General features: G+C 36.1%; 13 protein-coding genes. 6 read left to right on the top strand and 7 right to left on the bottom strand.

Annotated features, from left to right (window positions below):
* The first annotated feature begins 237 nt into the window (after nucleotides 1-237).
* The 3 genes from CD003_RS15920 to CD003_RS15910 all read left to right on the top strand — a co-directional run bounded on the left by CD003_RS15920 (nucleotide 238) and on the right by CD003_RS15910 (nucleotide 2,778).
* Complete coding sequence (locus tag CD003_RS15920) at nucleotides 238-1,140, top strand: LysM peptidoglycan-binding domain-containing protein (RefSeq protein WP_096202048.1); 903 nt, start codon at nucleotides 238-240, stop codon at nucleotides 1,138-1,140.
* A gap of 190 nt (nucleotides 1,141-1,330) precedes the next feature.
* Nucleotides 1,331-2,449 carry a WG repeat-containing protein gene (locus CD003_RS15915; protein WP_096202047.1) on the top strand — a complete coding sequence of 373 codons (1,119 nt, stop codon included), beginning with the start codon at nucleotides 1,331-1,333 and terminating at the stop codon, nucleotides 2,447-2,449.
* A 122-nt stretch (nucleotides 2,450-2,571) separates the two neighbouring features.
* Complete coding sequence (locus CD003_RS15910; protein WP_096202045.1) at nucleotides 2,572-2,778, top strand: hypothetical protein; 207 nt, start codon at nucleotides 2,572-2,574, stop codon at nucleotides 2,776-2,778.
* Between the two features lie 11 nt (nucleotides 2,779-2,789).
* Here CD003_RS15910 and CD003_RS15905 read toward each other — a convergent pair whose 3' ends face one another.
* The 4 genes from CD003_RS15905 to CD003_RS15890 all read right to left on the bottom strand — a co-directional run bounded on the left by CD003_RS15905 (nucleotide 2,790) and on the right by CD003_RS15890 (nucleotide 6,785).
* Nucleotides 2,790-3,989, bottom strand: coding sequence for an iron-containing alcohol dehydrogenase (locus tag CD003_RS15905; protein ID WP_096202044.1), 1,200 nt, complete (start codon nucleotides 3,987-3,989; stop codon nucleotides 2,790-2,792).
* 161 nt (nucleotides 3,990-4,150) lie between these two features.
* Entirely contained in the window at nucleotides 4,151-4,606 is a 456-nt protein-coding gene (locus CD003_RS15900) for a DinB family protein (RefSeq protein WP_179295572.1), read from the bottom strand.
* A gap of 301 nt (nucleotides 4,607-4,907) precedes the next feature.
* Nucleotides 4,908-5,321: a universal stress protein gene (locus CD003_RS15895; RefSeq protein WP_096202041.1), complete on the bottom strand. Its 414-nt coding sequence runs from the start codon at nucleotides 5,319-5,321 to the stop codon at nucleotides 4,908-4,910.
* A 15-nt stretch (nucleotides 5,322-5,336) separates the two neighbouring features.
* Complete coding sequence (locus CD003_RS15890; RefSeq protein ID WP_096202039.1) at nucleotides 5,337-6,785, bottom strand: SulP family inorganic anion transporter; 1,449 nt, start codon at nucleotides 6,783-6,785, stop codon at nucleotides 5,337-5,339.
* Between the two features lie 469 nt (nucleotides 6,786-7,254).
* Between CD003_RS15890 and CD003_RS15885 the strand changes: the two genes are divergently transcribed.
* A complete protein-coding gene (locus CD003_RS15885; RefSeq protein WP_218838255.1) occupies nucleotides 7,255-8,412 on the top strand; it encodes a M14 family zinc carboxypeptidase in 1,158 nt (385 codons plus the stop codon).
* A gap of 233 nt (nucleotides 8,413-8,645) precedes the next feature.
* Here the strand turns inward: CD003_RS15885 and CD003_RS15880 are convergent, their stop codons facing one another.
* Nucleotides 8,646-8,936, bottom strand: coding sequence for an SAV0927 family protein (locus CD003_RS15880; RefSeq protein WP_096202038.1), 291 nt, complete (start codon nucleotides 8,934-8,936; stop codon nucleotides 8,646-8,648).
* Between the two features lie 255 nt (nucleotides 8,937-9,191).
* On the bottom strand, nucleotides 9,192-9,809 hold the full coding sequence (locus CD003_RS15875; protein WP_096202037.1) for a class I SAM-dependent methyltransferase: 618 nt from the start codon (nucleotides 9,807-9,809) through the stop codon (nucleotides 9,192-9,194).
* A 203-nt stretch (nucleotides 9,810-10,012) separates the two neighbouring features.
* On the opposite strand from CD003_RS15875, the gene CD003_RS15870 reads away from it, so the two are divergent.
* Nucleotides 10,013-10,912, top strand: coding sequence for an EamA family transporter (locus CD003_RS15870; protein WP_257008335.1), 900 nt, complete (start codon nucleotides 10,013-10,015; stop codon nucleotides 10,910-10,912).
* A 42-nt stretch (nucleotides 10,913-10,954) separates the two neighbouring features.
* Here the strand turns inward: CD003_RS15870 and CD003_RS22365 are convergent, their stop codons facing one another.
* On the bottom strand, nucleotides 10,955-11,089 hold the full coding sequence (locus tag CD003_RS22365; protein WP_257008334.1) for a hypothetical protein: 135 nt from the start codon (nucleotides 11,087-11,089) through the stop codon (nucleotides 10,955-10,957).
* A 296-nt stretch (nucleotides 11,090-11,385) separates the two neighbouring features.
* Between CD003_RS22365 and CD003_RS15865 the strand changes: the two genes are divergently transcribed.
* The gene (locus CD003_RS15865; RefSeq protein ID WP_096202036.1) at nucleotides 11,386-12,840 is read left to right on the top strand and encodes a SulP family inorganic anion transporter; all 1,455 of its coding nucleotides are present in this window, start codon (nucleotides 11,386-11,388) and stop codon (nucleotides 12,838-12,840) included.
* Nucleotides 12,841-12,863: the final 23 nt, after the last annotated feature.

Genomic DNA, 12,863 nt, shown 5'->3' with positions numbered 1-12,863 from the left:
TACTAGAGGTTGTTCATATAAGTCTATTTACACGTTTAATATGATAGAAACTTATGTTCTTTTTTGTAGGTTTTCTCTTTTTAGGACTAACCAAATTCCTATAGTGTTTTTTACACGTCGAGTCTTTTCTCCTGTTTTAAAATAAACCCCATAAAAATTTCATTTTTTTTCGTAATATTACATAGTTTCGACATGAATCTACGATTTGTGCCAAGAGTATACTAGGGGGATAAAAAAGTGAATAATGTAGTACAAGTGATTTCAAAGACAAGAAAAGAACGTATTTTAGAGGGAAAAAGGAGAATGGCTAAAGCCCGTAATAGTAAAGTAGCTGGTTACGTATTAGCAGGGACAGTTGCTACAAGTGCTTTATTTAATTTAGGAGCTGAAAAGGCTTCGGCAGAATGTAATAACCATAAATATATTGTTCAAAAGGGAGATACCTTATATAAATTAGCGAATAAATATGATGTAACAGTAGAACAGTTAAAAAGCGTTAATGAGTTACAATCAGAGTTCATTATAGCTGGTCAAAGTTTAAAAGTACCTGGAACAAGTATATATAAGGTTAAGCCAGGTGATACCCTTTCATACATAGCAAGGCAGTATAATGTCACAGTTAAGCAAATTAAAAATGTGAATCAATTAAGCAGTGATGTAATTAAGGTAGGTCAGAGCATATTAGTACCGACAATTGGTGGCACTGCTTCTAGTACTAGCCAAAAAGGTAATCTAGCAGAAGAGAAAAGTAGTCCTGATATAGCAGTACGAGGAATTATTGAAGAAAGAATAACACAAACACGATATAAGGTTGAACCAGGAGATACTCTATGGGGCATTGGAAGACAGTTTCAGATGTCCATTGATGAAATAAAAGCATTAAATAAAATGACATCGGATTTAGTTATTATCGGACAAGAATTAGTAATTAAGCAAAAAGATTTATACAAAACAAAGGCTACTGTCGTCGGAGCAGTTGATAGCTTTTCTGTAGAATTTGTTATTGGAGGGGAATTCACGGTCATGCAGGTCCCTTTTGGAACAGCCTCACGGTATGAAGAGCTCACAGGTGCTGAAATAGAGATAGTCTTTTTGAAATCCACACGTCCAACACTAGTAAATTTCGTTTTTTCTAGTTAGAATAAAAATCTATATGTAATATTATCCTATCAAGTTCTATTAATTTGCAGAGCAGCACCAATATGTAATAAGCTTTATGATAAAATAAAGCTTATTTTCTAATTAGAGAATCTCTAGAACCGAAAGACACTTAGAACCTAGTCTTTCGGTTTTTATCATTGCTTTTATTACAACTACTAGGGGGATTAACATGAAATATACTAGGAATATGTCAAAATTACTCTTGTTACTTTTAACTAGTAGTATTTTATTTGCCTGTACAGATACTGAGCAACCTAGCGAGCAAACAGATGGCGAAATTGAATTTGAGGAAGATGATGTAGCAGTTAGTGAATTACCTGACGTTGAAATTGCAGATGTTCATTTATTTAGCTTTAAAGACCCTAAAACTGATTTAGATGGATACATAAATAAGGAAGGAGACATTTATATTCCCCCTCAGTATAATCAAGCTTTTGATTTTTCAGATGGTCTAGGGAAAGTGTCTAGTTGGATAGATGGTGTAGCAAAAACAGGTTTTATTAATGAAAACGGTAATTTTGCTATTGAGCCAATCTACGACCATGCTGAGAGCTTTTCGGATGGATTAGCAGCAGTATCAATTTTTAGAGAACAACAACTAACAGGGTTTATTAACACGAAAGGGGAATTGGTCATTGAAATGGAAGGAGTGTTCCAAGTCATTGATAATTTATCAGAGGGAGTAGCTAAGGTTTTCTACTCAAGTCCAGAAGATTACACAATGGGTTTTGTAAATAAAGAGGGAGAAGTTATCGTTCCTCCTACGTACAATGTGGCTAGTATGAAGTTTTCAGACGGTCTAGGTTTTTTTGCTGATGATGAAAAGCAGTATTACTTTGATTATGCTGGGAATATCGTCCTTGAATTTGATAGAGATATATTAGCTTGTCCTTTTACGGGTGGTTTGGCTTGTATGAAAGGAGATAATGAAAAATGGGGGTATATGAATAAGCAAGCAGAGATGATCATCGAACCTCAATATGAAAGTGCTCAGCCGTTTTCTGAAGGGTTAGCCTTAATAAAACTTAATCAGAAATGGGGATTTATCAATCAAAAGGGACTGCAAGTTATTGCACCTCAATTTGATTTGGCTAGTTCATTTTCAGAAGGTATAGCTTGGGTAGAAGTCGATGGGAAATGGGGGGCGATTAATAGAGAAGGGGAGCTCGTTATTGAGCCTCAATTTGAATTTACCCTCCCATTTGAAGGTGGACTAGCTAGGGTTTTTATTAATGACAAAGAAGCATTTATTAACAGAGAAGGAACGATCGTGTTTGCAATTGAGTAGTAAGAAGCTGTCTCCATCAGAAGGAGACAGCTTCTTATATATTTAAGCAATTTTTAACTTTTTGAATAGATGAATGTATTTGTTATAATTCGTATGTGACAAAAGTGAAAGGAGTGTATTATATGGGACTGTTAGTTGTAAAAGACGAAATAAAGATTGAGGCAACTCCTAATAAATTGTGGGAGGTTCTAACGAAACCAAACTATGTTTCACAGTGGGACGAACTTCCAGAAGGCTACCCGAATGAGGATATGACGGAGGGGAGTCAGGTAATATGGGAACTCCCTAATGGTGGGAGGTCTATAACAACAATTATCAAAGTAGAATAGTCAGTTTATGGTTAATCCTTAATCTTCTGATAAAGGAGATACATATCTTTTCTTAACAAAATTTTTGGCACAGGATAAAGAGGGTTCGCTTCTTGCAAAGCCCGTTCAACCATTAGTGGGATATCGTCATCAACTATGCCACTGATTGTAGTAGGGATTTTCATCTCCTTATTCAATTTCTTAATTGCATCAATAAACTTTTTTGCCTTTTGTTCAAGTGGATCAGTATGTTCACAGACTTCCACTAATTCAGCAAGTTCTGCAAGTGGTTTGTGTACAGAATTACCATAGAATTGTAGGACATGAGGCAAAATAACCGCATTTGCTAGTCCATGAGGGATAGAATAGAATCCACCAAGTGTATGGGCAATCGCATGTACATAGCCAACATAGGCACGAGTGAATGCAATACCTGCTAAGTAGGAAGCCTTCTGCATATTTTTCCGTGCTTCAATGTTGGTCCCATTAGAATAGGCCTCGTAAAGATTTGTAAAAACTAACTTTACTGTTTCTCTACTGCACTGTCTTGTTTCCTTTGTGTTACTTCTACCAATATAAGCTTCAACTGCATGTGTCAAAGCATCCATCCCTGTTGTTGAGGTAATATGTGAGGGGAGCTTTACGGTAAGAGTAGGATCAAGCACAGCAGCATGTGGAATGAGTACATGGTCATTAATTGCATACTTTTCCTGTGTCGCGTTGTTTGATATTACAGCTGCAACGGTTGCTTCACTTCCTGTACCGGATGTTGTTGGTACTGCAAAAAGTAGAGGCAGCTGTTTTCTAATCTTTAAAAGCCCCTTCATTTGATGGATGCTTTTACCGGGTCTAGCAAGGCGTGCTCCAACTCCCTTTGCACAGTCGATAGGGGAACCACCACCCAAAGCTATAATCCCGTTACATTTTCTCGACTTGTAGAGAGTTAGTGCATCCTCAATGTTGTCTATTGTTGGGTTTGGAACAGTATGATCGTATATAGCATAATCTATGCCCGTTTGCTTTAATCCTTTAAGCATGTCATCTATTAATCCGATAGTAGTAATCCCTTTGTCTGTCACTATCAAGACGTTATCAATCCCTTTATTTTTTACGAGGGTTGGTAGCTTGTTCAAGCTATGTTCCCCTTCTATTAACTCTGGTTTTCGCCAAGGTAAAAAGTGTGCAGTTACTCTTAGTGTAAGTTGGTATATTCTACAGTATAACTTGTACATATCGACACCTCGCCTTTATCAACTATTCACTTCTTTTCTTACGTTAGTTACTTCTATCCTATTAATGTACTAACTAAAAAAAGACCATAAATAGGTATGCCAGCTTTAATAAAAATAAAGCAGTCAAGGAAGGGATAAGCCTACTTGACTGCTTGTTAGAACTACTTCGTTTGCTTCATTAACATCTTTACCTTCTCAAAATGCATTCCTTCGTGAAATAAAATGAAGGAAACCATGTCTGATACTGTTTCAAATTTTGTCCCAAATATTTCATAAGGTGTAGCAATGATAGTATCTGATGATTGATTTTTACATAAAGTTTGAACTGCCTCCATCTGCCGTTCGGATATAGTAAGTAGTTCTTCTTTTGTAGGAGGTGCATCAGTCCAGTTGGAAGGGCTTGTTCCCATATCAAATAGTTCCTTATATTGAATAGGTACTACACGCTCATATTTCACATGATGAGAAAGGACGTTATCTGCCATATAAAGGATATGACCAAGATTCCAGCGAATAGAATTCGAATAATTTTCTGGTACAACGTCAAGCTGTTCTTCCTTTACTTTCTTCATCATGTGCTGTGTCGCATTTCGAACAAATGTAAATGCAGTTAACAAAGTGAACACCATCCTTCTAATGTGATATCTTTATTATAAATCGAGGTTGGTTTGATAGAAAAGCTTTTTGCCTATTTTAGGTAATATCACTATGTGTTTGCATAAGTAAGTAAAAAAAGTTTGTACAAAACGGTCTATTCTGTGTTTTCCTTTCATATAATTTGGCAAGGATGTTTATAAACCATTATTTTGAAAGCGTAAGCCATAAAGTGGCGAAACGTGTTCAATGTCCAGTGATGATAGTAAAATAACAAAGAGCCAAATGGATTGAAATTCCGTTTGGCTCTTTTTATGGAAAAGGTTATTTAATAATTAATACCGCACAATTTGCTCTTTTGGCCACCTTGTGACTAACACTTCCTAGGACAAGTTCTTGAAGGCGGTTACGCCCACGACTACCTAGTACAACGATTTCAAAATTATTTTCATTCGCATGTTTTACAATCGATGGTCCAGGGTCTCCGCGTAAGAATTCTACTTCATAGTTAACACCTGCATCTTTTACTTTTTCTACAGTAGGCCGTACTTTCTCATTTCGATTGTCTTGGGCACCTATTGTGTTCCATGTTTGCAAAACATCGGATTTTGAACTATCGACAACGAGCGCGATATGTATAGTAGCTTCTGGATTACACTTTGCTACCTCAATTGCCTTATTTGCAGCTCGTAATGCATACTCAGACCCGTCTGTTGCTAAGAGAATTTTCGTAAACATCTCATCTTCACCTCACTAGTGACTATTTAACTTATGGCGTAGCTTTTCAACTAATAAAGTACTTGCTTCATTAAGCCCGGTTATTGTAACCTTCGTTTCATTTTCTTCAAATTTGCTAATGATTTTTTCCATTGCAGCTACAGCTGAGTCATCCCATATATGTGCATACGTTAGGTTAAGCTCAACTTCATTTAACTCCTCTTTAAAGTCAAATCCAGCAACAGAATCTGTGACAGAGGCAAAGAATAGCTGTCCTTTAATAAAATACGTTCTCTTTCCTTTATTGGCATCGAGCTTGCTTTCTATACTTACCTTTGAGATTTTTGAAACAAAGAAGATCGCACTCAAAAGAATCCCTGCAAACACCCCTTTAGATAGGTCATGAGTAACAACGACGACAACCACAGTGACAACCATAACGATAGCGTCTGTTGCGGGAACAATGAAAAGAGTTCGTAAGGAATTCCAATCAAAGGTACTGATTGAGACCATTACCATGACACCAGCTAAAGCAGCCATAGGGATTTGCACTACAATATTTCCTAATAAAATGATGAGGAGGATGAGGACACCCCCTGCAACAAAAGTTGATAATCTTCCTCTACCACCTGACTTCACATTAATTACTGATTGTCCAATCATCGCACAGCCTGCCATTCCTCCAAAGCAACCAGTAATAATGTTAGCGATACCTTGCCCTCTACTTTCTCTATTTTTGTTACTGTCAGTATCCGTCATATCATCAACAATCGCAGCTGTTAATAGTGACTCTAGAATCCCAACAACAGTTAAGGCAAGTGCATAAGGAAAAATGATAGCAATTGTCTCATAGGAAAATGGCACTTGTGGTAATAGAAAAACTGGTAGCGTTTGTGCTAGTGCACCCATATCACCAACTGTAAAGACATTCATCCCTGAATATATTGTAAAAGCTGTAACGGCTACTATCGCTATGAGTGTTGAAGGTATTGCCTTTGTGATGTAAGGAAAAAGATAAATGATTGCAAGAGTTACTATCGCTACAGCCAATACCACTACATTCTGTCCGAACAAATGGGGAATTTGTGCCATGAAAATTAGAATAGCTAATGCGTTTACGAAGCCAACCATTACAGAACGAGGGATAAACTTCATATAACGAGCTAATTTTAAAATACCGAAAATAATTTGTAAAATACCAGTTAGGATAGTCGCTGCTAATAAGTATTCAAGTCCGTGCTGTACAACAAGGTCAATCATGAGTAATGCCATTGCACCAGTAGCAGCGGAAATCATCCCTGGTCTACCCCCGACAAATGCAATGATTACTGGAATAGTAAAGGATGCATATAACCCTACCATTGGGTCCACCCCTGCAATTATTGAGAAAGCAATTGCTTCGGGGATTAGTGCAAGAGCAACAACAATACCAGCTAATACATCCCCCTTTATGTTTCCAAACCATTCAGCTTTTATTGTGTCCATACATATCAAGCCACCCTTAGAACATTATGTTTGTTTTATTATGTTCTGGATAACTCCCTTTTTTTATGAAAGTAAAAAGGTGGAAAAGGTATCTTTTTCTAATCAAAAAAGGGTGATATGACTAAGTGCTCAATTTAGTTCATTGTGTAAACTAATAGGTCCCGGGTTTATAAACAATGTAATGTCCGTTTATTTTGAATATTCCTTAATTTAGGCGCTTGTACGAATAAAGAACAACTAGGTACTTGTAATTAACAATAGTACGTAAAGAAAATAGCTGTGATATTAATAGTTAATTAGTTTGAAAACTAGTTTTAATTCTACATAGTCCTAGCCAAAGTTAAGTCATTAGAAATATTTAGAAGAATTTGTAGGGTGTTTATAATGTTTAGTATATCGAAATATTAGGGGGTGAATCATTGTAGTTTGTTAGACCAAATAACAATATACTTAGGAGGTTGTGAAAAAGATGAAAAAGACATTTATATCATTTTTGATTATCTGTATGGCAATTACGACGGTTTCATCTGCAGTATTTGCAAAACAACAACACCCATCAACAGAAGGAAACACAAATCTTTCAAGTATTTTAACGTATGATGATATGATACGAGATCTAACGAGCCTAGAAAGAAGAAGTAACGGGGCACTAGAGGTCTTTACTTTATCGGATTTAGATTATGAATATAGTAAAAGTGAACAAGGAAGAGAACTTTATGTTGCCAAAATTGGAGAAGGCCCTAAAAAAGTTTGGGTTCAAAGTCGAATTCATGGTGATGAGCCCTATGGTACAGAAGCATCCCTTCAGTTACTACAAATGTTAATTAGCAATCAATCATCTGATTATAAAACAATGTTAGAGGAGTTAACGATGTATATCATTCCTATGTATAATCCAGATGGGAGTGAAATGAATACAAGAACGACAATGCTAATCGATCAAGAAACTGGAGAGCCAAGAAGAAATAACAATGGAAATCCTATTACAATCGATTTAAACAGAGATTGGGCAATGGATCAATTTAATGCTGTAGAGTCAAAGGCTTGGTATAGCTACTGGTCAGATGTTCAACCAGATTATGCATTAGACATTCATCATCAAGGATTAAAAACTAGTTATGATACAGGCGAAGCAATTACAATGTCACTTGGTATTTCTTTAGCTCCAGGTGGTCCAACTCTTCCTTCTATTAAAGATGGATTATATGAAGATGTAACACGTCAAATGAATGTATATGTGTATGATGCATTGAATAAATATGGACATACCACAATTGACCGATACACAACAGGTAATGATAGAGTGGGTTATCGTGAAATTGATATTAAGGGTGGAGTTGTATCAGCGATGATGCTCGGACTTAATTATGAAAATTTAAATTCTGACGAGCATAGTCACCCAGCAATTTTCTTTGAAACGTCAGGTAATACAAGAGATGGAAACCTTGGGCAACGTGCACGTGGTCACAATATTCGTCAAAACACATTAGGAATTAAAGAACTTCTTTACGGATTGGCATCAAACGAAGTATATGATGTAGACCCAAATCGTTGGAATGAGATTCCTAGTCCGCCTATATCTGCATACCAAACTGATTATGCAGGTATCGTACCAGTAGGATATTAATGAAAGTTAGGTCTACAGAATTCGTTCAAAGTACATTATATTTTGGCCTTAGTCTTTCTTGGTAAAGTTGGGTTTAGCTTTACTTATAACCTGATAAACCTAGCAATAAATAATTTAAGAAACAAGCAAAAAACGGAGAGAGGCTTACTAACCTTTCTCCATTTTTTATTATTCAAAAGCGCTAAATAAGCTATGCCACTACATTGCGTGATATACAATATAGTATCGTATGTTTAGTATTGTTCATATGAAGATAGGTTAGGAATTTGAGTTTGTAGGAATGAGGATACGCCAGAGGCCTCCTGCGAATTTTTCAGTTTAAAGGATTTCTGTATAAATTCCAAATCCTCTAGTTCAGAGTTGTCAAGGAGAGCAGTTTTTCCTGACTGAATACAGGATATCAATGTTTTGCCAAAGAAGTGATTTGTGTAAATAATTGAAAAGTCATAACGAACATCATCTGCAATAAAACCAACGTGCTTCACATTAGAGTTTTCATCCAAGTGATAAATAACGTCAAACATAAAATCACTCCTTCAATATTTTATTGTAATAAAGCGGGTTGGGGAAGCGTTAAAGTGAGAAACGTTGATAGAGGATAGTTTGTGTTTCTTAATAATATCTTATGCAACTATAACAGGTTATGACCTAAATATTTGAAAATAATACTTTTTTCATAGTAATTTGCGAAAGTTTGTGGAAGGAGTAAAATCAGGGATAATGTAAAAACAGTAAGAGGTGTCCCGATGTAGATATGAGCCATCCTCTTATTGATATTCCTATAATAATTTTTGACAAACAGCTATTCCGAAAGGGTAGCGGATGTTCCTTTTTTGTGGTTCGAAAATCACTCCATGTTGGTAATAAAACTCTACATTTGAAAATTGGTCAAATAAATCTTTGAACTCATCTTCTGTAAATTGGTGTACATGAAAAGGCTGCCCACAAGGCTCCCCTTTTCCTTGGCCAAATGGAGTTGAAATAATTAAAGTCCCTCCAGGGTTTAAAAGGTTATACATATTTCGCATAAAGAGCTCATCATTTGAAATATGTTCAAGGGTTTCAAAGCTTAATACTGTATCAAATGTTCCTAATGATTCAGGTAAGTTTTCATCTAAAACGTCACCATAGGTAAAAGTTATCAGGGGATGATAATATTCACCTTTTGCATAATTAAGTGTTTCTTTGCAAATATCAACTCCAATAAGTTCACTTATTTCTTTTTTTCTAGCCTTTGCTATCATTTGACTACCATAGCCGGTCCCACATGCAATATCGAGAACACGTCCTTTTGCATAAGGAATAGAAAAATAGTATCTAGCAATATGCTCTAACAACATTCCGTTTGTAGGCTTCATTAACTTAGGAATTATTCGCTCACCAGTATCTTTTAACAAGAGGTATCACCACTTAATTATTTTTTATAAATGAATGCTTATTATTATCGTACTCAATTATTGGAATTCTAATTAATCATACATGATAGAATCAGAAATCACTACTTTATAAAAAGGGGAAAATGGTATATAGTTCGTGAAACAATTTATATTTGTTACAATTGATTATGAAAATTGTAAATCCTGTAGCTGGAGGAATTGTTGTGAAGTATGGATTACTCGTTTTTCTAGGTGGATGTAGTTTTGGGATTTTGTCTACATTCGTTAAGCTTTCATATAGTCAAGGCTTCTCGTTAGGGGAAGTAACAGGGAGTCAGTTCTTATTTGGTTTCCTCATGGTTTGGATTCTAGCTTTATTTAGTAAAAAGCAAAGGCTGTCATTGAAACAAATTCTTGTTCTTATAGTAAGTGGAACAACGATTGGAACAACAGGTTTGTTATATTATCAATCATTGCAGTATGTAGAGGCTTCATTTGCGATTATTCTATTGTTTCAATTTATCTGGATTGGATTACTATTTGAATTTTTGTTCGATAAAGTAAAGCCAACTAGACGAAAGCTCCTAGCTGTCTTACTGTTACTTGGTGGATCACTAATAGCATCAGGAGTCATTCAAAGCAATAGTGGTTCAGTAGTACCTATTGAGGGAGTAATCTGGGGCTTATTAGCTGCTATTTCATTTGCTGCATTTATTTATCTTAGTGGAAGAGTTGGAAGAACGGTACATCCTATTTTGAAAAGTGCCTACATGTCAACAGGTGGTGCAATTATTGTCCTATTTATTTTTCCTCCTTTCTTTTTATTTAATGGAGCCCTTCAAGAAGGATTGTTAAGCTATGGAATATTACTGGCGTTTTTTGGAGTATTTTTACCACCAATTTTATTTAGTATCGGCATGCCAAAAGTGGGAAGTGGGCTTGGTACGATCCTAAGTGCCTCAGAGCTACCCATGGCTGTATTTATGTCAATGCTTATATTAAATGAAACAGTGACTTTCATTCAGTGGAGTGGTGTCATTGTCATTCTAATTGGTATTGCAATCGGGAATAGAGTAGGTAGGACGAGAGAGACAGTAACTAGAAAAGAAGTTAGTATAAATTGAATCAAATTAGAGGCCTCTAGTCATGACTAGAGGCCTCTAATTTTATGAAAAGGCTTTAAACCCTAAAACAAAGTGAATAAATAAGAAAAGAGCTACCATCATTATAACGCCAATCAATAATCCGTTTAAAGCTTCCCTCACACCGATTGCTTCTGAATTTATTGACTTCTTTTCCATGAAATGTTCCTCCTGTTATCTTAGAATTTGTACAAAATGTGAAGGTATTAAAAAAAAACTATTTTAAGTACGAAATAGAGAGAAAAGAGAAGAAAACATGTTATGTTATACGCTTACATAAGGATTCCTAATTACTCTAATTTGTGATAGAATGCACAATGTTAATAACGGACCCGACTTTCGTGAGAGTCGAAAGTCAGCTACTCAAAGCAATGATGAAAGTCGCTGTAAGTTTCAACGGTCTCAGTGAACGGAATCATTGCAAATGAACAAAAAAATTGAAAAGAGGTGCAGGTTTGAATTTAGAAAAAATTAAAAAAGAATGGTTCAGCAATGTTAAGGGAGATGTGCTAGCGGGTATCGTTGTTGCCCTAGCATTAATTCCAGAAGCCATTGCCTTTTCAATCATCGCTGGTGTAGACCCGATGGTTGGGCTATATGCTTCATTTTGTATTGCTGTTGTAATTGCCTTTGTCGGTGGTCGCCCTGGAATGATTTCTGCAGCGACAGGAGCGATGGCGCTCTTAATGATCACCCTCGTTGCTGAGCATGGATTACAGTATCTATTAGCAGCAACGATTTTAACGGGGGTACTTCAGATTTTATTTGGTGTGTTTAAATTGGCACGCTATATGAAGTTTGTCCCACGTTCTGTAATGGTAGGATTCGTTAATGCCCTAGCAATCCTTATCTTTACATCCCAACTTCAACACTTTGTTGGTGAAGCATGGATAATGTATGCATTAGTAGCATTAACATTAGCGATTATTTATATTCTTCCAAGATTTACAAAGGCTGTTCCGTCTGCATTAGTAGCGATTATTGTTGTAACGGCAATTGCTATCTTCATGAATGCAGGAGTTCGAACAGTAGGAGACATGGGTACACTTTCTCAAACGTTGCCAATGTTTATGTTACCTAGTATTCCACTTACGTTTGAAACACTAATGATCATTTTCCCATACTCGTTTGCATTAGCGCTTGTTGGTATTCTTGAGTCGTTGTTAACAGCATCGATTGTCGATGATATGACTGACACAGAGAGTGATAAAAACAAAGAAAGTCGTGGACAAGGAATTGCGAACATCGTAACAGGTTGCTTTGGTGGTATGGCAGGTTGTGCGATGATTGGTCAGTCTGTTATCAACGTGAAGTCTGGAGGACGGGGGCGTCTTTCTTCATTAGTTGCCGGTGTGTTTTTAATGTTCTTAATCATTGCGTTAGGAAATGTCGTTGTCATGATTCCAATGGCAGCATTGGCTGGGGTTATGATTATGGTAGCTATCGGTACGTTCGATTGGGGTTCTTTGAAGACACTTCATAAGATGCCTAAAACGGATTCAATTGTAATGGTTGTAACTGTAGGGACAGTAGTCGTTACTCATGACCTTGCAAAAGGTGTATTTGCAGGTATTATCTTAAGCGCAATCTTCTTTGCAGCAAAAATTTCAAAGGTTCATGTTAAAACAACTATGGAAAATACAAATGCGAAGAAAACATACCATGTACAGGGTCAATTATTCTTTGCATCTGTAACAGATTTTATAACAGAATTTGATTTTAAAGAAGAAGTAAAAGAAGTAGAAATTGATTTATCTAGAGCTCATCTTTGGGATGATTCTGCTGTAGGTGCTATTGATAAAATACAATCAAAGTTTGAACAAAATGATATAAAGGTACACGTTACAGGTCTTGATAAAGAAAGCTCTCAATTAATGAACCAAATTGGTGGATTAACAAAAGGCCATTAAAAGAGGTTGTTCAAAGAGGTCGA

It is taken from the genome of Bacillus sp. FJAT-45350, from assembly GCF_002335805.1.
Classification (GTDB): Bacteria; Bacillota; Bacilli; order Bacillales; family NISU01; genus FJAT-45350.
The sequence above is the reverse complement of the archived record's forward strand: the minus strand, read 5'-3'. Positions and strand labels throughout refer to the sequence as shown.

Bases quoted from the DNA above. Each gene is read 5' to 3' on its own strand.
- CD003_RS15915 (WP_096202047.1), top strand. From the start codon at position 1,331: ATGAAATATACTAGGAATATGTCAAAATTACTCTTGTTACTTTTAACT.
- CD003_RS15910 (WP_096202045.1), top strand. From the start codon at position 2,572: ATGGGACTGTTAGTTGTAAAAGACGAAATAAAGATTGAGGCAACTCCT.
- CD003_RS15905 (WP_096202044.1), bottom strand. From the start codon at position 3,989: ATGTACAAGTTATACTGTAGAATATACCAACTTACACTAAGAGTAACT.
- CD003_RS15895 (WP_096202041.1), bottom strand. From the start codon at position 5,321: ATGTTTACGAAAATTCTCTTAGCAACAGACGGGTCTGAGTATGCATTA.
- CD003_RS15890 (WP_096202039.1), bottom strand. From the start codon at position 6,785: ATGGACACAATAAAAGCTGAATGGTTTGGAAACATAAAGGGGGATGTA.
- CD003_RS15885 (WP_218838255.1), top strand. From the start codon at position 7,255: ATGAAAAAGACATTTATATCATTTTTGATTATCTGTATGGCAATTACG.
- CD003_RS15880 (WP_096202038.1), bottom strand. From the start codon at position 8,936: ATGTTTGACGTTATTTATCACTTGGATGAAAACTCTAATGTGAAGCAC.
- CD003_RS22365 (WP_257008334.1), bottom strand. From the start codon at position 11,089: ATGGAAAAGAAGTCAATAAATTCAGAAGCAATCGGTGTGAGGGAAGCT.